This window comes from Galbitalea soli, assembly GCF_010686725.1.
Taxonomy (GTDB): domain Bacteria; phylum Actinomycetota; class Actinomycetes; order Actinomycetales; family Microbacteriaceae; genus Galbitalea; species Galbitalea soli.
The window spans coordinates 17,976-40,708 of the sequence record NZ_JAAGWZ010000004.1 but is presented as its reverse complement, the minus strand read 5'-3'; the positions used below and the strand labels follow the sequence as shown (position 1 = coordinate 40,708).

Sequence of the window (22,733 nt, the reverse complement as noted above, 5' to 3'; positions counted from 1 at the left end):
GCCGACGAAGGATCAGATGTGTCAGGATTCCCGGCGCCGCTGGCTCGTGCCCGAGAGGAAGATCGCCAGGATCGACGCCGCGACGACGCCGAGACCGACGAGCAGGACGAGCGGCATCGGGAAGCCGTCGTCAGAGGCCTGCACGGTCTGCTTCGCGGGCTTCTGCACGGAATCCGTCGATCCGCCCGACTGTGCGCCGGGAGCGGTGCTGTCGGATGCGGGTGCCTCGGCGTGACGGACGAGACCGATCGAGCTGGTGGAGGCGGCGGGCGGCGCGGCGGTCGCGGGGGCAGCCGCGAGCAGCCCCAGCGCGGCCGTCGCGCTGATGCTGATGACCACGATCAGGGCACGCAGTCGAGTGTTCATGATGTCTCCCGTGGCCGGTTTTTCGGGTCCTGCCACTGATGATGCGGGCGGGAGCAACGGGAAGATCGCCCCCACAACCGAGGCTAACGGGTACAGAAAATGTCGGTCAATGGGGGGACCCGCCCCCAGTGATAGGGGTACAAATTGAGATTTCGTCCCCCGAAAGGAACAGAAACGCAGAATCTGTACCCCGTCGCGCGCGATCGTGTCCGCCTCGCGCGGGAGAATGGTGCGGTGACGTTCACCCAGCCGATGCTCTCCCTGTGGGATGAGCCGGCGCCGGATCACACCGCGCGGGTCGTCGCCCACTCCGACGACCGGGTGGCGTGGCTGCGGGCGCGGAGCCGCGGGGTGACCGCCACCGACGTGGCACGGCTGTCGAGCATCCGCGCCATCGAGGCGATCGCCTACGAGAAGCTCAACGGAAGCGGCTTCGGCGGCAACGTCTACACCGATCACGGGCAGGCCCGGGAGCCGGAGATCGCCCGCTGGGTCTCGGCCCAGTACGGCATCGCGCCATCGCGCGCGCTGTACCACGCGCACGGGGAACCCCTGCACCTCGCGACCCCCGACGGCCTCAGCGTGCAGGCCGGGTCGGTCGTGCTGTGCGAGATCAAGACGACCTCGCACGCGTGGCGGTCGATCCCCCGCTCCTACCTCCGCCAGGTCTGGTGGCAGCAGTACGTGCTCGGTGCCGAGCGCACGCTCTTCGTGTGGGAGCAGCACCGCGACTTCGTTCCCGTCGCCCCGGAACCCCAGTTCCGCTGGATCGAGCGCGACGACAACGAGATTCACATTCTGGTGGGGCTCGCCAACCGGCTGCTCGACGTCATCTCGGCGCGCTGACCGCGGAGCCGGCCGACCGCGACCGCGCTGCCGAAGGTCGCCACCCAGCCGATCGCGAGCGTCGTCGCGATGAGCTCGAAGCGACTGCCGACGTCGGTCGCCACCTGAGCGAGCGACAGCAGGCCACCCGCCGCCGCGATGGTCGCGACCGAGGCGCCCATCACGAGCGAGAACCAGGCGATCACGCGGCGCTCACGCGCGAAGGAGGTCTGCAGCATCGCCCAGCACGCCGCGGCGAAGGCGAGCACGGCCACTGTGATGTGGGTCAGATCCTGCCAGTCGAAGCTGGGCCCGTACGGCAGGGGGCAGCCCGCGGTGCAGGTCACCTGCGACGCGACGAGGAAGAAACCGCAGGCGATCCACAGCGACACCGAGGGCGACCAGGCGGCGAGCATCCGCACCCTCGACCGCACGTCGCGCGCGGCCCAGGCGATCGCGCTGCCACCGGCGACGATGAGGATGAGCGCCGCCTCGAACTCGCGCGCGGTCGGTGCCCCGGTCGCGCCCAGTTCGCTCACGTACACCGCGTTGGCGGGATCGGAGAGCCGGGCCGCCCAGATGATGGCGAGCGCGATGAGGACGAGCGCCGCCCCCGCCAGCGCCAGCCCGGCGTCGAGCGCGTGCCGACGGCTCACGCGGGGACGGCCGGGGCCGCCGGGGTCGCCGGCACGCGACGGGACACCCAGACGACGCCGGCCCCCGTCGCACCGATGGTGACGGCGATGAGGATCACGTAGAAGGCGACCGAGGCGTAGCCCTCCGGCGAGGTCGCGGGGTCGAGGAACGGGTACGGGTACCACGGCTTGTGCGTGATCTCGCTGATGGTGAAGGGCCCGCGCACGAGGGTGTAGACGACCCAGACGATGGGGAACACCACGATGGCGCGGATCGAGCGCCACGGCAGCGGGGAACGCCCGGGCGCGAAGAGCCAGTCGAGGAGGAGATACAGCGGGCCGACCACGTGCAGGATCTCGTTCGACCACGGCACCGTCGACCCCTGCGGAAGCTCGATGCCCCGCAGCAGAAGGTTGTAGACGATTCCCGTGACCACCATGTAGCTCACGACGATCGCCCGAAGCAGGGTGTAGCGCGGCACGTCGGTGCGACCCGCGAGCAGCAGCCCTGCCCCGATGGCGAGGATGACCACGCTCGCCACATTCGAATCGATGGTGAAGAAGCTGAAGAAGTTCACCACCTGCAGGGCCACATTGCGCACGCCCTGGGTCTGCCAGACGTGCAGGCTCAGCTGCAATTGAGCCACGATCGCCGCGAGGATCGAGATGGCGACCACGACCCTGAGCACCGCGAACACGAGCTTCACGTCAGGCTCCCCCTCGTCGACTGCGGCGCTGCGCCACTCGAATGCTATCGGCGGCACCCAGAGTTTGCATCCAAGTGACACCACCGTAACAACGCGGAATTATTCACAGGTTTGACTGGAGGGACACGGCGGGGAGGCCAGTTTCTATGAGCACTATGCGGGCCATCATCATCGAGAAGCCCGGAGGACCGGAGGTTCTCCTTCCCGCCGAGATCGAGCGACCCGTGCGTGTGAACGCCGAGTTTCTCGTGCAGATCGTCGCCGCCGGGGTCAACCCCATCGACGCCAAGACCCGCGCCGGCCGCGGCGTCGCGACGGCCATCGATGACTGGCCCGCCGTGCTCGGCGCCGACTTCAGCGGCATCGTCGTCGAGTCGCCCTACGAGTCGCACCCGCTGCAGCCCGGCGACGAGGTGTACGGCATGATCATGAACCCGCGGTTCACCGGAAGCTACGCCGAGTACGCCGCCGTTCCGAGCATCAGCCTCGCCCGCAAGCCCAAAGCGCTCTCGCACGTGGAGGCGGCCGGCGTCCCGCTCGCCGCGCTCACGGCGTGGGGCATGGTGGTGGAGGTGGCCCGGGCGCACGAGGGCCAGCGGATCCTCATCCATGCCGGGGCCGGCGGCGTCGGCCACTTCGCGGTGCAGTTCGCCGCCTACTTCGGCGCCCACGTGATCGCCACCGGGTCGCAGCGCAATGTGGCCTGGCTGCGCGAGCTGGGCGCCTCCCAGGTCATCGATCACGGTGCCAGCCGCTTCGAGGAGGAGGTCAGCGACGTGGACGTCGTGATCGATCTCATCGGCAACGCGAGCGACGACACGGGCACGCGGTCGCTCGGCGTGCTCCGCCCCGGGGGACTGCTCGTGAACGCGCCGACCGGGAGCTGGCCCACCATGCAGGCGGAGTGCGCTGCGGCGGGCATCCGGTCGACCGGCTACAAGACGGCGCCCGACGGATCGACGCTCGCCGTGATCTCGCGGTTGCTGGAGTCGGGCGATGTGCGGGTCTTCGTCGACCAGGTCTTCGACCTCGACCACGTGGCCGATGCGCACCGCGCGCTTGAGACGGGGCACACCCGCGGCAAGATCGTGCTGACGGTGCGCGACCGCTGATCACGGTCGGGGCTCTGCCGGTCGGGGCTCTGCCGGTCGGGGCTCTGCCGGTCGGGGCTCTGCCGGTCGGGGCTGTGCGGTTCGGGCGTGCGGCCGCGGTGACGCGCGGTCAGAGCGCGCGTTCGCGCACGAAGTCGTCTTCGTAGCGCGCGCCGACGAGGAACTTCTTGCTGCCCACGCGCGCAAAGCCCTGCTTCTCGTAGAAGCGGTTCGCGCGGGCGTTCTCTTGATTCACGCCGAGCCACAGCCCGGCTGCCCCCTCCGCACGCGCGAGCTCGACGGTCGCGGCGACGAGCGCGGCGGCGAGACCCGAACCGTGGTGCTCAGGGCGCACATAGACCTTGCTGAGCTCTGCGGAGGGGTGGATGCTCAGCGCCGCCCGCATGTCGGGATCCCGCGGCTCGGCCAGCACGAGCATGGTGTAGCCGGCCAGGCGCGGGGCGGTGTCGGGCGCCGGCACCCGCGCCGACTCGGGCTCGGGTGACGCGGATGGCTCGGGCTCCGCGACGAGGAGGCGGCGGGTCGGGTCGGCGAGGTAGCCGGCGAACGACTCCTCCGAGAGGTGCTCGGCGATGAAGGCCGCGATGCTCGCGGGCAGGGTGTCGGGCGGGCAGGCGAGCGGGAAGGTGGCGGCGGCCACCTCGTGCAGCGCCGCGGGGTCGAGGGCGGTGGCGAGGCGGATGCGGTGCGACATACGTGCTCCCGGACTAACGACGAAAGAGGGCCCGCCGAAGCGGACCCTCTCCCGATGGTGGTGTTCTACAGAACGTTGATGTCGAGCGGGATGCCCGGGCCGAAGGTGGTCGAAACCGTGCCCTTCGTGATGTAACGGCCCTTGGAGCTGCTCGGCTTGGCGCGAACGACCTCGTCGATCGCGGCCTTGATGTTGTCGGAGAGCTGCTCGGAGGTGAACCCCGCCTTGCCGACGATCAGGTGCACGTTGGAGTGCTTGTCGACACGGAACTCGATCTTGCCGCCCTTGATGTCGGTGACAGCCTTCGCGACGTCGGTCGTGACGGTGCCCGTCTTCGGGTTGGGCATGAGGCCACGCGGGCCCAGCACCTTTCCGAGGCGACCGACCTGGCCCATGAGCTCCGGGGTGGAGACCGCCGAGTCGAACGCGGTGTACCCACCGGCGACCTTCTCGATGAGCTCAGCTCCACCGACCTCGTCGGCGCCCGCGGCGAGCGCGGCCTCCGCCGCAGCGCCGGTGGCGAACACGACGACGCGTGCGGTCTTGCCCGTGCCGTGCGGCAGGATGACGGTGCCACGAACCATCTGGTCGGCCTTGCGCGGGTCGACCCCGAGCTTGAGGGCCACCTCGACGGTCGAGTTGAAGTTCTTCGACCCGGTCTCCTTGGCGACCGTGACGGCCTCCGCGGGGGTGTAGAACTTGCCCTCTTCGATCTTCTCTGCGGCGGCGCGGTATGCCTTTGACTTCGCCATGATTACGCCTCCACCGTGATCCCCATCGAACGGGCGGTGCCCGCGATGATCTTCTCTGCTGCTTCGATGTCGTTCGCGTTGAGGTCGACCTGCTTCTGCTCGGCGATCGCGCGGACCTGCTCCTTGCTGAGCTTCGCCACCTTCACCGTGTGCGGGGTCGACGACCCCTTCTGGATGCCGGCGGCCTTCTTGATGAGCTCCGCGGCGGGCGGGGTCTTCAGGATGAACGTGAACGAGCGGTCCTCGTAGACGGTGATCTCAACGGGGATGACGTTGCCGCGCTGGGCCTCGGTCGCCGCGTTGTACGCCTTGCAGAACTCCATGATGTTGACGCCGTGCTGACCCAGCGCAGGCCCGATGGGCGGTGCGGGGTTCGCGGCGCCGGCCTGGATCTGAAGCTTGATCAGACCCGTGACCTTCTTTTTCGCTGCCATACTTTTTTCCTTTGTTTCGTGCCACCCGGGGGTGACGCTCCCGACATCCAGGGTGGATGCGGTGGTTTCTGGGGCTTAGAGCTTGGTGACCTGCTCGAAGCTGAGCTCGACCGGCGTCTCCCGCTCGAAGAGGGAGACGAGAACCGTGAGCTTGCCGCTCTCCGGCTTGATCTCGCTGATCGATCCCGGCAGACCCGCGAACGAGCCCTCCTTGATCGTGATGGTCTCGCCGATCTCGAAGTCGACCTCGGCGGGGATGACGCGCGCCGCGGTCTTGCCCTTGCCGCCCGACGACTTGGTCGCCGGGGTCTCCACGATCTGAACGAGGCTCTTCAGCATGTTGAAGGCCTCCTCGAAGCGGAGGGGGGTCGGGTTGTGCGAGTTGCCGACGAAGCCGGTGACGCCCGGCGTGTGCCGAACGACCGACCAGCTGTCCTCGTTGAGGTCCATGCGCACGAGCACGTAGCCGGGGATGCGAACGCGGTTGACGAGCTTGCGCTGCCCGTTCTTGATCTCGACGACATCCTCCATCGGCACCTCGACCTGGAAGACGAAGTCCTCCATGGCCATCGACACGCGACGGTTCTCGATGTTCTGCTTCACACGCTTCTCGAAGCCGGCGTAGGAATGGATGACGTACCACTTGCCGAACTGCGACCGGAGCTCGGCACGGAACGCCTCGTAGGGGTCGACCTCCGCGGGCTCCTGCTCGTCGTCGCCCAGCTCGGGGCCGTCGTAGGGGGTGACGTCGGCCGGCTGCGCCGCCTCGTCCTCCTCCTCGAGCTCCTCCTCGTCGTCGGTTGCGGCGACGGCCGCCTCCGCCTCGTCGAGGGAGTCGATGTCGAGGGCGTCGTCGACGATGCGGTCGGCCTCCGGGTCGATCGCGGCATCGAGGGCCTCGAGGAGGCCGGCGAGGTCGCCGTTCTCGTCGTCGCCATCCTCGTCGGCGATGTGGAGGGCGCTGTGCTCGGCGCTCTCGACGGAAAGCTCGTCGGCGGAAAGCGTGTTGCCCTCCTGGGCCTCGTCCTCTTCAGACGACTGCTCGGCAGCCGTGGCGAGGTCGATATCCCGGCGGTCAGACTCAGACACTTGGATCTCTTTCCATTACTTGTTACGAAGACCGGTGACGGGCACCGGGAAAGTCAGCGGATTCGCTGCCCCGAGGATTCGATCAGCCGAAGACGAAGTTGACCGCGTAGCCGAAGCCCCAGTCGAGCAACGCCACGAGGCCCATCATGATGATCACGAAGACCAGCACGACGCCCGTGTAGCTGATGAGCTCCTTGCGGGTCGGGGTGACGACCTTCCGAAGCTCGATCCACACTTGACGGATGAAGAGTGCGGAGCGCGCAAAGGGGCTGCGCCTCTCGGCGCGCTCCTGACGGGCATTGGCGACGATGTCCTCGCTGGGCTCGTCGATCACTTTCCTTGCCACGCTCACTACCTTTCACCGTCAGCTGCCGACGCTCGCGCATCGGGCAACATGCAGGGCGGACAGGACTCGAACCTGCAACCTGCGGTTTTGGAGACCGCTGCTCTACCAATTGAGCCACCGCCCTAGACGGGAGAATCAGCCTCGCCCCGGCACACCGATAGCGCGAAAAACCACGAGGGATTCGCCCAATTCCGGGCATGCAAAAGCTTGGCAGAATTCAACCACCGCGTCCCAGTGTACGTCATGGTCGCGCGGGAGAAAAGCTGGGGGCGCGGGACATGGGGCGCGCGCGGGCAGCGCCCGGGGCAGAACGGCATCCACCGATCGGTGGAGGGCACGGTCATCCGGTGCATCGCTACCGCGCGCGGCCGTGGGCGACCACCATGGAGGGCATGGCAGAGACACGGGGAACCGACACGGTCGTCGAGGTGCGCGACCTCCGCAAGAGCTACGGCGCCTTCACCGCCCTCGACGGGGTGAGCTTCGACATCGCGCGGGGCGAGACCTTCGCATTGCTCGGGCCGAACGGGGCGGGCAAGAGCACCACCATCGAGATCCTGGAGGGCTACCGCGCGCGCAGCGGCGGCGAAGCCCGGGTGCTCGGAGTCGATCCGCAGCACGGGGGCGTCGAGTGGAAGGCCCGCCTCGGCATCGTGCTGCAGAACACGGGCGAGACCGGCAACGTCACGGTGCGCGAGCAGCTCGCCCACTTCGCCGGCATGTACGCGAACCCGCGCGGCGTCGACGAGGTGATCAGGATGGTCGGCCTCGAGCGCCAGGAGAAGACGCTGATCCGCCGGCTCTCCGGCGGGCAGCGGCGTCGCGTCGACGTGGCGCTCGGCGTCATCGGGCGCCCGGAGCTGCTCTTCCTCGACGAGCCCACCACCGGGTTCGACCCGGAGGCGCGGCGGAGCTTCTGGGAGCTGATCCGCCTGCTGAAGAGCGAGGGGACGAGCATCCTGCTCACCACCCACTATCTGGACGAGGCGGCCCAGCTCAGCGACCGGGCGGGAGTGATCGCGGGCGGCCGCCTGATCGACATCGGACGGATCGACGAGATCGGCGGCGCCGAGGCCCGGGTGCCGATCGTGCGCTGGACGGATGCCGACGGCATTCCCCGCGAGCAGCGGACGGCGCGTCCCGGCGAGTTCGTCGCGCGGCTCCTGGCCGACGGGCCCGAACCCGGCGGACTCGAGATCGTGCGCCCCAGCCTCGAGGACGTCTACCTCACCCTCGTCGCCCAGCACTCGACCACCACCAGCCTCGAAACGGAGCCCGTGCGATGACCGCCGAAACGACCACTGCCACGACCAGCGCCACGACCGCCCCGCGTGTCAGCGCGAATGATCCCGGCCGGGTGATCCGACTCGGCATCAGCCGGATCCGCTACGAGGTGCGCGCCTACTTCCGCCAGGGCGACGGCGTGTTCTTCGTGTTCCTGTTCCCGCTCGTGATGCTGACCATCTTCTCGGTCGCGTTCAGCAAGGCCACCTTCGGCCGCTTCCCGAACGGCGACGCCGTCACCGCCGCCGACTTCTACCTGCCCGCGATGCTCGGCGCGGGCCTCCTCCTCAGCGGCCTGCAGAATATGTCGATCGACATCGCCGGGGAGAAGAGCGACGGCACGCTCAAGCGGCTCGGCGGCTCTCCACTGCCCGTCGTGAGCTACTTCATCGGCAAGATCGGCCAGGTGATCGTCACCGGGATCCTGCAGGCGGCCCTGCTCATCGCGTTCGCCGGCCTCGTGTTCGGCGTCGCTCTCCCCACCGACGGCGCCAAATGGGCCACCTTCGCCTGGGTGTTCCTGCTCGGAGTGACCACGAGCGCGGTGCTGGGCATCGGACTGAGCGCCATACCGCGCAGCGGAAAGAGCGCGACGGCGGTGATCATCCCCATCACCCTCGTGCTGCAGTTCATCTCGGGCGTCTACATCGGCTTCTCTCAGCTGCCCACGTGGCTGCAGAACGTCGCGAGCGTGTTCCCGCTCAAGTGGATGGCCCAGGGCATGCGCTCGGTCTTCCTGCCCGACGCGTTCAAGACCGCCGAGGTCGGCGGCAGCTGGGACCTCGGCTCCATCGCGCTCGTCTGCGGGATCTGGTTCGTGGTGGGACTCGTCGTGTGTCGCCTCACCTTCCGGTGGATCCGCAAAGATGGCTGACCATGGATGACCAACGCTGGTGGCACGTCGCCGTCGTCGCGACGGCGCTCGTTCTGGGCGTGCTGGTGGCGGTCGGCCACACCGCCGCGTGGCGGGTCGCGGGCGTCGCCGCGTGCAACGCGCTGCTCGTGATCGCGTGGTTCGCCGTGGGTCAGCGGGCCCGCCGGCGTAACCCCGCGCTCGCGGTGCCGTTCGTGGCGGCGGTGATCCTCATCGTCGGAACGGCGACCGCCTTCTCGCCCACGATGGCGACCGCCCAGTGCCTGGCCTACCCCCTGGTCTGGACCTTCCTGGAGCGGCTGCGCCACGCGGTCTCCGCCGACATCGCGCTCGCCGCCGCCGTCGGCATCGGCCTCTACCTGAGCACCGGTTCGCTCGTGCAGGCGATCGTGGTGCAGGGCCTCTCGCTCGTGTTCAGCCTCTCGCTCGGCCTGTGGATCACCTCGATCGCGAACCGCAGCGACGAACGCCACCGCCTGCTCCTCGAACTCGAGGCGGCTCAGGAGAAGCTCACGGCGCTCAGCCGTGACGCCGGGGCCGTGGAGGAGCGGGAGCGGCTCGTGCGGGAGATCCACGACACGATCGCCCAGGACCTCACCGGCCTCGTGCTGACCGCCCAGCGCGGACTGCGCGAGCTGCGCGGCGGCGACCCCACGGCGGCGGAGGCACAGCTGGAGGTGCTGGAGGAGATCGCCCGCAACGCCCTCGCCGAGACCCGCGCCCTCGTCGCCTCGGGCGCCGCGGTGGGGATCGACGGCTCCGGACTCGATGCCTCGCTGCGCCACCTCGCGGAGCGATTCGAGCGCGAGACCGGGATGACCGTGCGCGTCACCGTCGACCACTCCCCCGCCCTCGACCGCGACCACGAGGTCGTCGTGCTGCGGTGCGCCCAGGAGGCCCTCGCCAATGTGCGCAAGCACGCCGCCGCGCGCCGCGTCGAGCTCAGTCTCGCGGGCGGCGACGACGGGGTCACCCTCAGCGTGCGCGACGACGGCGTCGGCTTCGACCCGGCGGCGGCCGCACCCGGTTTCGGCCTGGCCGGCATGCGCGAGCGACTCGCGCTCGCCGGCGGTGAGCTCCAGATCGAGAGCGCGACCGGGGCGGGGTCGACCCTGCGCGTGCGACTGCCCGCGGGGGCGACCGCGTGATCCGGGTGCTGGTGGCGGATGACCACCCCATCGTGCGCGGCGGCATCGTCGCGCTGCTCGAATCCGCGCCCGACGTCGACGTGGTCGGCCAGGCCACCACCGGTCTCGAGGCCGTCGAGCTCGCGGCCGCGCTCCAGCCGGACCTCGTGCTCATGGACCTGCGCATGCCGGGCCTGGACGGCGACGCGGCGACGGCGCGGATACTGGCGGCTCAGCCGGGCGGGCGGGTGATCATCCTGACCACCTACGAGTCGGACGCGAGCATTCTCACCGCGATCGAGGCGGGAGCGAGCGGGTACCTGCTGAAGGCGGCCCCGCAGGAGGAGATCCTCGCGGGGATCCGCTCGGTCGCGCGCGGGGAGGTCGCCCTCGCGCCGAGCATCGCGGCGATGCTCGTGAACCGTGTGAAGGCGCCGACGACGCCCGCGCTCAGCCCGCGCGAGACGGAGGTGCTCGCGCTCGTGGCGGCCGGCAACAGCAACCCGGCGATCGGCGCGCTGCTGCACGTGAGCGAGGCGACAGTGAAGACGCACCTGCTGCACGTCTTCGAGAAGCTCGGGGTGAGCGATCGGACCCGCGCCGTGACGCGCGCGATGGAGCTGGGCCTGCTCTGAGGCGGGGCGGGCCTCAGACGTCGAGGATCAGCTCGGTGGAGCTGCTGCGCGAGACGCAGGGGTACATGATCCCGAGGTCGTTCTTGCGGTCATCGTCGAGCACCGAGTCGAGGTGCTCGGGCACGCCGCCCAGCACCCGCACCTCGCAGGTTCCGCAGACGCCCTTGCGACAGGAGCCGATGATCGGAACGTTGTGGCGCTCCATCTCCTCCAGGATGCTGCTGGTCGCCGGCACGGTGAAGCTCACCTTCGACCTGCGGCAGGTCACCTCGGTCGAGTGCAGGCCGGCGAGGGACTGCCGCACCACGGCGACGAAGCGCTCGATGCGCAGACGCTCGGGCGAGACGTAGGCGGCCACGGCATCCATCAGGCTCTCGGGCCCGCAGCAGTAGACGAGGTCGGCGCCGCGCGCGAGGAAGGCGTGCAGGTCGGCCGGGAGGGCGTGCTCGTCGCTCGGGAAGACCGTCACGCGCTCCGGGTACTGCCGCAGCAGCTCGGCGGCGAACGGCATCGTGGCCCGGCTGCGCCCGATGTAGAGCAGGTACCAGTCGCGGCGGGCGGGAAGGGATTCGATCATCGCGAGGATCGGCGTGATGCCGATGCCTCCCGCGACGAACAGGTAGCTGGGCGCCGGCTCGAGCTCGAAGTGGTTGCTGGGGCCGACCGCCGAGATGCGCATGCCCTCGTGCAGGGTCGAGTGGATCCAGCTGCTGCCGCCCTCGGAGGTGGGGCTCAGCCGCACGCAGATCTCGGCCGACTGCCGATCGGCCGGGTCGCTCGTGAGCGAGTACTGCCGCTCCAGACCACCGGGCAGGCGCAGCGTGAGGTGCGCGCCGGGGTGCCAGACGGGCAGGGGATGACCGTCCGCCCGCGCGAGACGGATCCCGACGACCCCCTCCGCAACCCGACGCCGCGCGACCACCACGAGATCGAGGCCGTCGAGCGACACCACCGGCGTCGCCGGACCGCCCAGGGGAGACGAGGGCACTGCCGCGGCCGCCGCCGTACTGGATGCCGTGGCCGCCGGAGCCGTGCGCGGCACGATCACGTCGTCACGGCGCGGTCGCGCCGCCCGGTTGACGCTGCGACCGACGAGCACCCGCGTGACGATCGCGAGCGAGGCGAGTCCGATGAGGGTCAGCGAGAGCCAGCGGTACCACGGCGAGCCGACGTCGGTGCCGGTAAAACCGGCGTGGAAGGAGATCAGGATGAGCGCGCCGTAGCTGGAGTAGTGGATGGTGCGCCAGAACGGACGCGGCAGCCGCTTGATGAGCAGCGAGGTGCCGCCCACCGCGATCAGCAGGTAGAAAGCGATCACTCCGAGCGCGACCGGGAACGCCCGGTAGTGCGCCGAGAAGGGAACCAGCACCTCGGTGATGGAGAACCGCAGCCACCCGTCGAGCATGAGCGACACCATGTGGAGGAGCACCATGAGGATGGACATCCCGCTCGCGTAGGCGTGGATGTCGTTCAGCCAGGAGGGGTTGTCGAATCGGCGCAGCACGCGCGTCGACAGCAGGATTCCCCACAGCACCGAGATCGTCATGAGGCACCACGCGACGAGCGCGCTCGCCCTCGTCACGTACCACCAGAAGTGCGGATCGGTCACAGGTAGTCCCCCCAGTTGTCGGACGCGACGAGCGCGCCGTCCTCCATCAGCAGCAGTGCGGCCGCCCCGATCGTGGGCAGCCAGGCCAGGTAGTGCGCGGGATCGCGCAGGAAGGCCGGCTTCGCGAGAACCTCCGCGCGCGCACCCGTCGCCGCGATGACGGTGGCGGTGCGCACCGGTGTGGATGCGCTGCCGCCCGTGCGCGGATCGATGACGTGGTGCCGCTCGCCCTCCGGCGTCGACCACCGGCGCTGCATCCGACTCGAGGTCACGATCGCGCCGTCGGCGAGCGCGACGGTGGCGGCGGGTTCGGTGCCGTCGCCCTGATTCTCGACGGCGAGCGTCCAGCCCGCCTCGGTGGGGGCGTCTCCCGCGACGACGATGTCACCGCCGAGGTCGGCGAGCGCCCCCCACGCGCCCAGCCGAAGCGCCAGCGCGACGATGAGGTCGCCGGCCAGTCCTTTGCCGATGCCGCCGGCGTCGAGGGTCATCCCGTAGGGCAGGCTCACCCGGTCGCCATCGATTCCGATCTGGGCCAGGTCGCCGCGCGAGCGCGCACCGGGCGGCAGTTCGGTGATGCGGGCGGGGTCGACGCGAGACGCGACGTAGCCCGCCATCAGGAGGTCGGGGAGCAGGGTCGGGTCGTAGTCACCGTCGGTCAGGGCGGCCCCGAACTGCATCGCCTCGATGAGCCCGACGGTCAGCGGATCGACCGTCACCCAACCACCCTCGGCCCAGGCGAGCCGCGAGAGATCGCTGTCCCGCGAGAACCTGGTCCAGCGGCGCTCGCACTCCTCGGCCAGCTCGAAGCACCGATCGAGCATCGTCTCGTCGCCTCCGACGAGGGTCACCCCTGCGGTGCCGCCCATCAGCGGGCGGCGCTCGCTGAGAACGCGGGGTGCGGTACCCGTCGCACCCAGCGCGGCGCGCACCGCCGACCGGGCGATCGCGTCCTCGGTCTGCGACACGCGCTCAGCCGCCCGACGGCTTGGTGGTTCCCGTCGGGGGTGCGGGCTTCGTGACCGGCGCCGGGGCCGGCTTGGTGACGGTCTTCGTCACCGTCTTCGGCTTCGTCACCGTCGTGGTGTGACGCACCGGGGCGATGGGCTTCTTCGCCACCGGCTTGGTCACGGTCTTGGGCTTCTTCGCCGCGGGAGTCGCGGTCGGATGCGGGGTCACCGGCGGCGCGGTCGGCGTCGCGGTGGGAGCCGGGGTCGCCGTTCCCGCGGCGGCCGTGTTGGTCGTGTCGGCTGCCGCGGCGGACATCTCGAATCCGGCGACGATGCCGACGACCGCGATCACCGAGAGCGCGCCGGTCACCTGGCGGGCGCGATAGGCGGGGTGCGGATTAGTCATCGCTGCCGCCGCTGCCGCCGTCGCTGCCGCCGTCGTCGCTTCCACCGCTGCCGCTGCCGCCGTCGCTCGAACTACCGCCGTCGCTGCCGCCATCGTCGCTGCCGCCGCTGCTGCCGCCGTCGCTGTGGGAGGGGGCAGGCGCGGGCGCGGTGGAGTGGTGGGTGACGGGAGGCTTCACCGGCTCGGAGCTGTGGCTGGGCGTGGGCGTCGGGCTCGGCTCCGGGGTCTCGGTCGCCTCCGGCTCGGGCGCGGCCTCGGTCGGCTGCGCCGTGGGCGTCGGCACGAGCACCGCGGGCACCGTCGAGACCACCTGCGCGTGGTTCGCGTTCAGGGCACCCGTGTTGACCGCCATGGCGGCGGACGCCGTCCCGAGGACCCCGACGACGGTGAGGATGATGATGGCCTGCGACTTCATAGCCCCCACGCTACGGAGCGCTCGGTAAAGGTGGCGCGCACGAATATCCAAGAAACGTCCAAGAATGCCGCGCCGGGGCCGATATGCGCGGGCCGCGCGGCCCCGGCATCCACAATTGAGCCATGCGCGTGATGGTGGTCGAGGATGATCCTTCCGTCGCGGACGGCATCGTCGACGGCCTCTCGGCGGTGGGCATCGAGACCATGCTCGTCTCGCGCGGGCGCGACTGCCTCGCCGAGCTCCCCGGCTTCCAGCCCGACCTCATCGTGCTCGACCTCGGCCTGCCCGACATGGACGGCACCGACGTGTGCCGCGAGGTGCGCCGCAGCTCCGCCGTGCCGATCATCATCGTGAGCGCGCGTGACGACGAGATCGATCGCATCGTCACGCTCGAGATCGGGGCGGACGACTACCTGGTGAAACCGTTCGGGATGCGCGAGCTCGTGGCCCGCATCCGTGCGGTGACCCGGCGCACCGGAACCGACAGCATCCGGACCGTCGGCGGCGACGCGGCGGGCGCACCCGGCGAGGCGGGGGCCGCGGGTGCCGCGGGAACCGCCTCGGATTCGCCCGGCGGGACCACCGCACCGCGGCCCGGCACCGCCAGCGCGCCCGAGCCCCCGGAGAGCTCCGGCCCGATCACCGAGCGCCGCTTCGGTGCGCTCGTGATCGACATCCGGTCGCAGCGCGTGCAGCTGGCGGGCGAGATCGTTCATCTCACGCCCAAGGAGTTCGACCTCGTCGTGTACCTCTCCCGCGATCCCGGCGCGGTGTTCCGCCGCTCTGAGATCCTGCGCGACGTCTGGCAGACCAACTGGTACGGCACCACCAAGACGCTCGACGCCCACATCGCGGCGATCCGTCGCAAGCTCGGCGACCCGCGGTGGATCGAGTCGGTGCGCGGCGTCGGATTCCGGTTCGGAGAGCCCGCGTGAAATGGCGCGTGATGGCGGTGCTGATGGCCGTCACGCTTCTTGTGCTGCTCGTGCAGGACATCCCGCTCAGCACCTACCTCCGCCAGTCGGAGCAGGACCGCATCACGACCTCGCTCGAGCGCGATGCCTTCCTGCTCGCGGGCCGCGGCGAGCAGGCGCTCGAGTCGGGGACGACGGGCGACTACGCGGCGATCACCACCATGGCGCGCACGTACCAGAAGTCGGGTGGGGCCCGGGTCATCATCACCGATGCCGACGGAACCGCGATCTTCTCGGGCGACGCCGACGACACCGTGGTCGGCTCCTCGTACAAGAGCCGACCCGAGATCGCGACCGCGCTCACCGGGCAGATCGCGACGGGCACCCGCTACTCGCACACGCTCGCGCAGTCGCTGCTGTACGTCGCGGTGCCCGTGCTCAGCGGCACCAACGTGTACGGCGCCGTGCGACTGACCTACCCGGAGTCGGTGGTGGCGAACGCGGTCAATTCGCAACTGCAGCTGCTCGTCGTCGCGGCCCTCACCTCGGTGCTGCTCGCGGGGATCGTCGGCTACCTGCTCTCGACCACCATCACGCAGAGTCTCGGCCGCCTGCGGTCGGTCACCGAGCGCATCGCGGACGGGTCGCTCGGCGACCGGGCCGATACCGCCAAGGGGGCCGGTGAACTGCGCTCGCTCGCCCGGTCGTTCAACTCGATGACCGACCGGCTGCACACCCTCATCGACCAGCAGCGGGCCTTCGCGGCGGATGCGTCGCACCAGCTGCGCACCCCGCTCACCGCGCTGAGGCTCCGCCTGGAACGCGCGGAGGAGCTCGCGAGCGTCGACCCCGCGGGATCGGCCGAGCGTCTCGCCGCCGCCCAGACCGAGGTCGACCGGCTGAGCGACATCATCGAGGGGCTGCTGCGGCTCAGCCGCGCCGAGGCCGCCGACATCCCCACCGAGGTGGTCGACGTGGCCGCCGTCGCGCGCGAGCGCGTCGAGGAGTGGAGTGCGCTCGCCCAGGACTCCGGCGTGCGGATGAGCTACCGCGGACCGGACCGTGCGCCCGCGCTCGCCGTGCCGACCGCCGCCCAGCAGATCATCGACAACTACATCGACAACGCGCTCTCGGTGAGCCCCGAGGGCAGCCTGCTCGAGGTCGTCGTCACCGAGGAGGGCCGCACTGTGACGGTGGCGGTGCGCGACGAGGGACCCGGCATGCGCGACGAGGAGCTGGCCCGCGCCTTCGACCGCTTCTGGCGCGCGGCCGGGCAGCAGGGCGACGGTGGGAGCGGCCTGGGGCTCGCGATCGTCGCGCAGCTCGCTGCGGCGAGCGGTGGCAGCGTCGCGCTCGCGCGTCGCGAGAGTGGCGGCACCGAGGCGCGCGTCACCCTTCCCGCGGCACGGGCCACGACGCCGCGCGGCGCGACGGGCCGCAGGGACAAGAGCGACCGGGGCGAGAAGAGCTAGAAGAGTCGCCCGACGGAGGCCAGTGCCGCGCGCAGGAGTGCACCCCGTCCGCCCTCCATCTCCGCGGCCACGGCGTCGGTGGCGGCCTCGATCGGCGACATCCAGGTGAGTTCCAGGGCGTCCTGGCGGGGCTCGCAGGTGCCCGTGACCGGCACCACGTAGGCGAGCGAGACGGCGTGCTGGCGGTCATCCGTGAACTGCGCACCGGGGAAGGGGAAGTACTCGGTCACCGAGAACGGCACGGGCGAGGCGGGCAGCAACGGAAAGGCCATCGGGCCGAGGTCCTTCTCGAGGTGACGGTAGAGGGCGTCGCGCAGGCCCTCGCCGAACATCACCCGGCCGGAGACGAGCGTACGGGTGATGTCGCCCGAGGCGTTCGCGCGCAGCAGGATGCCCACCTCCGTGACCCGGCCGATGCCGTCCACCCGCACCGGGACCGCCTCCACGTAGAGCAGTGGGAGGCGCCGGCGGGCTTCCGCCAACTCCTCCTCGGAGAGCCAGCCGGGGTTGGGGTCGGGCGTGCCTACGGAACTCATGCTCCATTCTTACCCGACCCGTGTGACGGACGAGCACGACCCGGCGGCGGCCGGGCGCACCCGGGTAGCCTTGGGAGGTCGATCCCGCGCTGCCCGCGCACCCCCAGAGAGGCCCGGTGCCATGAAGCTCGATTCCGAGGCCGTCATCTGGTCGGCCCCGGAGCGGGAGCGCGCCGGACGCCCGCTCCTCGTCCTCCTGCACGGCTACGGCTCGCACGAGGGCGACCTCTTCTCGCTCGCGCCGCACCTGCCGCTCGGGCCGGTCGTCGCCTCGCTTCGGGCGCCGGTCGCCGAGAGCGCCGGCTGGGCGTGGTTCTCCCTGCGCGGCAGCGAGCCCGGCAATCCCGAGCAGGGCCGGGTGGATGCCGCCGCTCAGGCCGTGCTCGACTGGCTCGACGAGCAGCACTACGCGAGCGTCGCCCTGCTCGGCTTCTCGCAGGGCGCCGCGATCGCGCTCCAGCTCATGCGGCTCGCGCCGGAGCGGTTCGCCGCCGTCGTGGCGCTCTCGGGGTTCGTCGAGGGCGGGCGGCACAGCGGGGATGAGGCGCTGCTCGCGCAGGGCATCCCGGTGTTCTGGGGCCGGGGCACCGAGGACCGCGTGATCACGGCCGCGGCCATCGCCCGCACCGAGGAGTGGTTGCCGGCGCACGCCGACGCTACGGTGCGCATCTACGAGAACCTCGCGCACGGCATCTCGGCCGGCGAGCTCGGTGAGGTGAACGGGTTCCTGCGGGCCGCGCTCGCCTGAGTGGGGATCGAGCCCGGGCGGGTGGCCGCACCTCCCGCGCGAATGTCCGCGGCGCGGGGGAAGATGGTGCGATGGTGCCCGTCATCGACCGCTTCTCCGCCGCGACGCGGGAGTGGTTCACGGGCGCCTTCCCGGAGCCGACGGCCGCCCAGCTGGGCGCCTGGGAGGCGATCAGTTCCGGCTCGCACGCGCTCGTCGTCGCCCCCACCGGCTCGGGCAAGACGCTCGCGGCGTTCCTCTGGTCGATCGACCGGCTGATCGCGCATCCGACCGCCGAGGCCGATCCGCGCCGCCGCACCCGCGTGCTCTACATCTCGCCGCTCAAGGCGCTCGGGGTCGATGTCGAGCGCAACCTCCGGTCTCCGCTCGTCGGGGTCACCCAGACGGCGAAGCGGCTCGGGCTCCCCGCGCCCGACGTCACGGTGGGCGTGCGGTCGGGCGACACGAGCACGCAAGACCGCCGGCTGCTCGCGCGCACCCCGCCGGACATCCTGATCACCACCCCGGAGTCTCTGTACCTCATGCTCACCTCCTCCGCGCGCGAGACGCTGCTCGGGGTGGAGACGATCATCGTCGACGAGGTGCACGCGGTCGCGGCCACCAAGCGCGGATCGCACCTCGCGCTCTCCCTCGAGCGGCTGGATGCCCTGCTCGAGCGCCCCGCCCAGCGCATCGGCCTCTCCGCCACCGTGCGCCCGCGCGAGGAGGTGGCCCGGTTCCTCGGCGGTCGCGCCCCCGTCACGATCGTGAACCCGCCCTCGGGCAAGCGATTCGACCTCACGGTGGTCGTGCCGGTGGACGACATGACCGAGCTGGGCACGACGGCGGTGTTCGAGGGCTCGTCGGCCGGTGTGCCCAGCCAGGGATCGATCTGGCCGCACGTCGAGGAGCGCATCGTCGACCTCATCCTGGAGCACCGCTCGACGATCGTCTTCGCGAACTCGCGGCGGCTGGCCGAGCGGCTGACCGGGCGGCTCAACGAGATCCACGCGGAGCGGGTCGGCGAGGCGGAGGAGGGCCTGCTCGCACGCGCCCACCACGGCTCGGTCTCGAAAGATCAGCGCGCCCTCATCGAGGACGACCTGAAGAGCGGGCGCTTGCGCTGCGTGGTCGCCACCTCCTCGCTCGAGCTCGGCATCGACATGGGCGAGGTGGATCTCGTCGTGCAGGTGGAGGCGCCGCCCTCGGTCGCGAGCGGGCTGCAGCGGGTCGGTCGCGCGGGTCACCAGGTGGGCGAGGTGTCGCGCGGCGTGCTGTTCCCCAAGCACCGGGCCGACCTCATCCACACCGCGGTCGTCGCCGAGCGCATGGTGGAGGGAGCGATCGAGGCGATCGCCGTGCCCGCCAACCCGCTCGACATCCTGGCCCAGCAGACCGTCGCCGCGGTCGCGCTCGAGCCCATAGACATCGAGGAGTGGTGGCAGATCGTGCGCCGCAGCGCCCCCTTCGCCACCCTCCCCCGCAGCGCCTTCGAGGCCACCCTCGACCTGCTGAGCGGGCTCTACCCCAGCGACCAGTTCGCCGAGCTCCGCCCGCGCATCGTCTGGGATCGCGTGGGCGGTACCCTCACCGGCCGACCCGGGGCGCAGCGGCTGGCGGTGACGAGCGGCGGCACCATCCCCGATCGCGGCATGTTCGGCGTCTTCATGGTCGGCGAGAAGGCCAGTCGCGTCGGCGAGCTCGACGAGGAGATGGTCTACGAGTCGCGGGTGGGCGACGTGTTCGCGCTCGGCGCGACGAGCTGGCGCATCGAAGACATCACGCACGACCGAGTGCTGGTCTCCCCCGCCTTCGGCCAGCCGGGTCGCGTGCCGTTCTGGAAGGGCGACGGGCTGGGGCGGCCGGCCGAGCTGGGCGAAGCGATCGGAACGTTCATCCGCGAGGTGTCGACGGCCAAGGCGGAGGTGGCGCTCGCGCGGGTGCGAGCCGGGGGTCTGGATGACCGCGCCGTCGCCAATCTGGTGGCCTTCGTCGCCGAGCAGAAAGCCGCGACCGGCCACGTCCCGACCGACCGCACCCTGGTGGTGGAGCGCTTCCGGGACGAGCTCGGCGACTGGCGGGTGATCCTGCATTCCCCGTACGGCATGCAAGTGCACTCGCCGTGGGCGCTCGCGGTGACCGCCCGCGTGCGCGAGCGCTTCGGCTACGACGGCGCGGCGATCGCGGCCGACGACGGGGTGATCGTGCGGTTGCCGGACACGGACTCCGAGCCGCCGGGAGCGGAGCTGTTCCTCTTCGAGGCCGACGAGCTGCAGCAGCTGGTGACCGACGAGGTCGGCGGGTCGGCTCTGTTCGCGGCGCGATTCCGCGAGTGCGCGGCGCGGGCGCTTCTGCTTCCCCGGTACAACCCGGGCACCCGTTCGCCCCTGTGGCAGCAGCGGCAGCGGGCGTCGCAGCTGCTCGAGGTGGCGCGAAACTTCCCGAGCTTCCCGATCGTGCTGGAGACGGTGCGCGAGGTGCTGCAGGACGTCTACGACCTGCCCGCGCTCATGGCGCTCACGGGGCGGATCGCGCGGCGCGAGGTGCGGATCCTGGAGACGGAGTCGGAGACCCCCTCGCCGTTCGCGCGGTCGCTGCTGTTCGGATACGTCGCCGCGTTCATGTACGAGGGCGACTCGCCGCTCGCGGAGCGCCGCGCCGCCGCCCTCAGCCTCGACCCGACGCTCCTCGCCGAACTGCTGGGCCGGGCCGAGCTGCGCGAGCTGCTGGATCCCGCGGTCATCGCCCGCACGGAGGCCGAGCTGCAGCGGCTCGCCCCCGATCGGCGCGCCCGCGACATCGAGGGGGTCGTCGACGTGCTGCGCGTGCTCGGTCCGCTGACGGTGGAGGAGATCGTCGCGCGGAGTTGGCTGGCGGAGTCAGGCGCGGCGGAGCACGGCGGCGGGGCGGCGTCCGGGGCCGAGGGCGGACCGGCTGAGCCGGGCGGGGCGGAGTCGGGCGCGGCGTCCCTCGCCGGCCCCCTCGGCGAGCTCGCGCGCGCGAACCGAGTGCTTCGTGCCTTCATCGCCGGCGAGGAACGCTGGGCGATCATCGAAGACGCGAGTCGCCTGCGCGACGCGCTCGGCGTGCCGCTCCCGATCGGCGTGCCGGCCGCCTTCATCGAGCCGGTGCCGGACCCGGTCGGCGATCTGGTCAGCCGATACGCCCGCACCCACGGTCCCTTCACGGCCGCCGACCTCGCGCAGCGATTCGGCCTGGGTGTGGCCGTGGTCGTGGATGCCCTCCGGCGGCTCGCGAGCGACCGACGGGTCGTCGAGGGCGAGTTCCGCCCCGGCGCCACGGGCAACGAGTGGGTCGACGCCGAGATCCTCCGTCGCCTCCGCAGCCGGTCGCTCGCCGCACTGCGCCACGAGGTCGAGCCGGTTCCGCAGGACGCCCTCGCCCGCTTCCTGCCCGTCTGGCAGCACGTGGGCGGCAGCCTGCGCGGAATCGACGGTCTCGTGCAGGTCATCGAACAGCTGGGCGGGGTGGCGCTCCCCGCCTCGGCCTGGGAGACGCTCATCCTGCCCTCGCGCCTCCGCGACTACACGCCCGCCTGGCTGGACGAGTTAACGGTCACCGGCGAGGTGCTCTGGTCGGGCGCCGGATCCCTCCCCGGCAGCGACGGCTGGGTGCGGCTCCACCTCGCCGAGTCGGCCCCGCTCACCCTCGCTGTGACGGAGGACGGCGAGCTCACCGATCTCCAGCGCGAGATCATGGTCGCGCTCGGCGGCGGCGGCGCGTACTTCTTCCGCCAGCTCGGCGCGGCCGTCGGCTCCATGGATGACCGCGAACTCGCGACCGCGCTCTGGGACCTGGTCTGGGCGGGGCTCGTGACCAACGACACCTTCGCGCCGCTCCGCGCCTTCCTGGGCGGCACGGCCGCGCCGAAGCGCGCGCCCCGCGTGCGGGCTCGGCACGGGTATGCGCGACCCAGCCTTCCGACGCAGTCCGGTCCGCCGAGCGTCGCCGGACGGTGGTCGCTGTTACCGCTCGCCGAGGGCGACACGACCGTGCGGGCGAAGGCGACGGCGGAGCTGCTGCTGGAACGGCACGGGATCGTGACCCGGGGCGCTGTGGGGGCGGAGGGCATCCGGGGTGGTTTCGCCCTTAGCTATCGGGTGCTCTCGTCGTTCGAGGAGACCGGGCGGACCCGGCGCGGGTACTTCGTGGAGGGGCTGGGGGCGGCGCAGTTCGCGACCGGGCCGACCGTCGACCGGCTTCGATCGTTCCTGCGCGACCCGGATACGACGACGCCGCCCTCCGCGATCACGCTCGCGGCTACCGACCCCGCGAACCCCTACGGCGCCGCGCTGCCGTGGCCCGGGGCGCCGGCGGCCGACGGGGGCGCGGGGGCGACGGGCGCGGGCGCGGCGGGCGCGGCGGGCGCGCCTGGCGCTAGCAAGGCGGGTGGCGCGGGGGCGTCCGGCGCGAGCGAGGCGGGTGGTGCGGCGGCGAACTCGGGTGGGGGCGCGGCCGGCGCGAGCGGTGCGGGGGCGGACTCGGGCGGCACGGCGGCGCGGGGTCACCGCCCCGGGCGCAAGGCGGGCGCGCTCGTCGTGCTCGTTGACGGCTTCCTCACGCTCTACGTCGAGCGCGGCGGCAAGACCGTGCTCACCTTCACCGACGATGCCGCGAGGCTCGCCGCCGCGGCCCAGTCGCTCGCGGGCACCGTGCGCACCGCGCTCCGACGGCTACGGATCGAGCGCGTCGACGGGGACTTCGCCATCGGCACCGCGCTCGGCGACGCGCTCACCGAGGCGGGGTTCGCGCCCACGCCGCAGGGGCTGCGGCTGCGCGCGTGATGGTGCCGCCGGGCATCCG

At 71.3% G+C, this 22,733-nt stretch carries 23 protein-coding genes and 1 tRNA gene; 10 read left to right on the top strand and 14 right to left on the bottom strand.

Features of this window, described 5'->3' with window-relative positions:
• Positions 1-21 precede the first annotated feature (21 nt).
• On the bottom strand, positions 22-366 hold the full coding sequence (locus tag G3T37_RS12165) for a hypothetical protein (protein ID WP_163474171.1): 345 nt from the start codon (positions 364-366) through the stop codon (positions 22-24).
• A gap of 252 nt (positions 367-618) precedes the next feature.
• On the opposite strand from G3T37_RS12165, the gene G3T37_RS12160 reads away from it, so the two are divergent.
• Positions 619-1,212, top strand: a complete 594-nt coding sequence (locus tag G3T37_RS12160; RefSeq protein WP_163474440.1) for a YqaJ viral recombinase family protein — start codon at positions 619-621, stop codon at positions 1,210-1,212.
• On the opposite strand, the gene G3T37_RS12155 is transcribed toward G3T37_RS12160, so the two are convergent.
• Positions 1,158-1,847, bottom strand: a complete 690-nt coding sequence (locus tag G3T37_RS12155) for a DUF998 domain-containing protein (protein WP_163474170.1) — start codon at positions 1,845-1,847, stop codon at positions 1,158-1,160. The two genes, G3T37_RS12160 and G3T37_RS12155, sit on opposite strands and share 55 nt — an antisense overlap.
• Positions 1,844-2,590, bottom strand: a complete 747-nt coding sequence (locus G3T37_RS12150; protein WP_338401253.1) for a Pr6Pr family membrane protein — start codon at positions 2,588-2,590, stop codon at positions 1,844-1,846. Before G3T37_RS12150 ends, G3T37_RS12155 begins: the two co-directional genes overlap by 4 nt.
• 98 nt (positions 2,591-2,688) lie before the next feature.
• Between G3T37_RS12150 and G3T37_RS12145 the strand changes: the two genes are divergently transcribed.
• Entirely contained in the window at positions 2,689-3,645 is a 957-nt protein-coding gene (locus tag G3T37_RS12145; protein WP_163474438.1) for an NADP-dependent oxidoreductase, read from the top strand.
• A 109-nt stretch (positions 3,646-3,754) separates the two neighbouring features.
• Here G3T37_RS12145 and G3T37_RS12140 read toward each other — a convergent pair whose 3' ends face one another.
• The 6 genes from G3T37_RS12140 to G3T37_RS12115 all read right to left on the bottom strand — a co-directional run bounded on the left by G3T37_RS12140 (position 3,755) and on the right by G3T37_RS12115 (position 7,084).
• Entirely contained in the window at positions 3,755-4,339 is a 585-nt protein-coding gene (locus G3T37_RS12140; RefSeq protein WP_163474169.1) for a GNAT family N-acetyltransferase, read from the bottom strand.
• Positions 4,340-4,404: 65 nt separating this feature from the next.
• Positions 4,405-5,091: a 50S ribosomal protein L1 gene (rplA, locus tag G3T37_RS12135; protein ID WP_163474168.1), complete on the bottom strand. Its 687-nt coding sequence runs from the start codon at positions 5,089-5,091 to the stop codon at positions 4,405-4,407.
• Positions 5,092-5,093: 2 nt separating this feature from the next.
• On the bottom strand, positions 5,094-5,525 hold the full coding sequence (gene rplK / locus G3T37_RS12130; RefSeq protein WP_163474167.1) for a 50S ribosomal protein L11: 432 nt from the start codon (positions 5,523-5,525) through the stop codon (positions 5,094-5,096).
• 75 nt (positions 5,526-5,600) lie between these two features.
• Complete coding sequence (nusG, locus tag G3T37_RS12125) at positions 5,601-6,614, bottom strand: transcription termination/antitermination protein NusG (protein ID WP_163474166.1); 1,014 nt, start codon at positions 6,612-6,614, stop codon at positions 5,601-5,603.
• A gap of 82 nt (positions 6,615-6,696) precedes the next feature.
• Positions 6,697-6,960 carry a preprotein translocase subunit SecE gene (gene secE / locus G3T37_RS12120; RefSeq protein WP_163474165.1) on the bottom strand — a complete coding sequence of 88 codons (264 nt, stop codon included), beginning with the start codon at positions 6,958-6,960 and terminating at the stop codon, positions 6,697-6,699.
• Between the two features lie 51 nt (positions 6,961-7,011).
• A tRNA-Trp gene (locus G3T37_RS12115) sits at positions 7,012-7,084 on the bottom strand.
• Positions 7,085-7,352: 268 nt separating this feature from the next.
• On the opposite strand from G3T37_RS12115, the gene G3T37_RS12110 reads away from it, so the two are divergent.
• Genes G3T37_RS12110 through G3T37_RS12095 form a run of 4 tightly spaced genes read left to right on the top strand, consistent with a single transcriptional unit; the run spans position 7,353 to position 10,880 of the window.
• Complete coding sequence (locus G3T37_RS12110; protein ID WP_163474164.1) at positions 7,353-8,246, top strand: ABC transporter ATP-binding protein; 894 nt, start codon at positions 7,353-7,355, stop codon at positions 8,244-8,246.
• Positions 8,243-9,118, top strand: coding sequence for an ABC transporter permease (locus tag G3T37_RS12105; RefSeq protein WP_163474163.1), 876 nt, complete (start codon positions 8,243-8,245; stop codon positions 9,116-9,118). The genes G3T37_RS12110 and G3T37_RS12105 overlap by 4 nt, the downstream gene beginning before the upstream one ends.
• 2 nt (positions 9,119-9,120) lie before the next feature.
• Positions 9,121-10,266 (top strand): sensor histidine kinase, encoded by a 1,146-nt coding sequence (locus G3T37_RS12100; RefSeq protein ID WP_163474162.1) that lies wholly within the window; start codon positions 9,121-9,123, stop codon positions 10,264-10,266.
• The gene (locus tag G3T37_RS12095; RefSeq protein WP_163474161.1) at positions 10,263-10,880 is read left to right on the top strand and encodes a response regulator; all 618 of its coding nucleotides are present in this window, start codon (positions 10,263-10,265) and stop codon (positions 10,878-10,880) included. Before G3T37_RS12100 ends, G3T37_RS12095 begins: the two co-directional genes overlap by 4 nt.
• Positions 10,881-10,893: 13 nt before the next feature.
• On the opposite strand, the gene G3T37_RS15340 is transcribed toward G3T37_RS12095, so the two are convergent.
• Genes G3T37_RS15340 through G3T37_RS12075 form a run of 4 tightly spaced genes read right to left on the bottom strand, consistent with a single transcriptional unit; the run spans position 10,894 to position 14,260 of the window.
• Positions 10,894-12,489: a 2Fe-2S iron-sulfur cluster-binding protein gene (locus G3T37_RS15340; RefSeq protein WP_206673832.1), complete on the bottom strand. Its 1,596-nt coding sequence runs from the start codon at positions 12,487-12,489 to the stop codon at positions 10,894-10,896.
• On the bottom strand, positions 12,486-13,457 hold the full coding sequence (locus G3T37_RS12085; RefSeq protein ID WP_163474160.1) for an FAD:protein FMN transferase: 972 nt from the start codon (positions 13,455-13,457) through the stop codon (positions 12,486-12,488). The genes G3T37_RS15340 and G3T37_RS12085 overlap by 4 nt, the downstream gene beginning before the upstream one ends.
• Positions 13,458-13,461: 4 nt before the next feature.
• The gene (locus tag G3T37_RS12080) at positions 13,462-13,845 is read right to left on the bottom strand and encodes a hypothetical protein (RefSeq protein ID WP_163474159.1); all 384 of its coding nucleotides are present in this window, start codon (positions 13,843-13,845) and stop codon (positions 13,462-13,464) included.
• On the bottom strand, positions 13,838-14,260 hold the full coding sequence (locus G3T37_RS12075; protein WP_163474158.1) for a hypothetical protein: 423 nt from the start codon (positions 14,258-14,260) through the stop codon (positions 13,838-13,840). Before G3T37_RS12075 ends, G3T37_RS12080 begins: the two co-directional genes overlap by 8 nt.
• A 122-nt stretch (positions 14,261-14,382) precedes the next feature.
• Here G3T37_RS12075 and G3T37_RS14990 point away from each other — a divergent pair, with 122 nt between their 5' ends.
• Positions 14,383-15,195, top strand: coding sequence for a response regulator transcription factor (locus G3T37_RS14990; RefSeq protein WP_163474157.1), 813 nt, complete (start codon positions 14,383-14,385; stop codon positions 15,193-15,195).
• Positions 15,192-16,646 carry an ATP-binding protein gene (locus G3T37_RS12065; protein ID WP_338401252.1) on the top strand — a complete coding sequence of 485 codons (1,455 nt, stop codon included), beginning with the start codon at positions 15,192-15,194 and terminating at the stop codon, positions 16,644-16,646. Before G3T37_RS14990 ends, G3T37_RS12065 begins: the two co-directional genes overlap by 4 nt.
• Here G3T37_RS12065 and G3T37_RS12060 read toward each other — a convergent pair.
• Complete coding sequence (locus G3T37_RS12060) at positions 16,643-17,182, bottom strand: NUDIX hydrolase family protein (protein WP_163474156.1); 540 nt, start codon at positions 17,180-17,182, stop codon at positions 16,643-16,645. The genes G3T37_RS12065 and G3T37_RS12060 overlap by 4 nt on opposite strands.
• 121 nt (positions 17,183-17,303) lie before the next feature.
• Here G3T37_RS12060 and G3T37_RS12055 point away from each other — a divergent pair, with 121 nt between their 5' ends.
• The gene (locus G3T37_RS12055; RefSeq protein ID WP_163474155.1) at positions 17,304-17,930 is read left to right on the top strand and encodes an alpha/beta hydrolase; all 627 of its coding nucleotides are present in this window, start codon (positions 17,304-17,306) and stop codon (positions 17,928-17,930) included.
• A 71-nt stretch (positions 17,931-18,001) separates the two neighbouring features.
• Positions 18,002-22,714 carry an Lhr family ATP-dependent helicase gene (locus G3T37_RS12050; protein ID WP_163474154.1) on the top strand — a complete coding sequence of 1,571 codons (4,713 nt, stop codon included), beginning with the start codon at positions 18,002-18,004 and terminating at the stop codon, positions 22,712-22,714.
• The last annotated feature ends 19 nt before the right edge of the window (positions 22,715-22,733 follow it).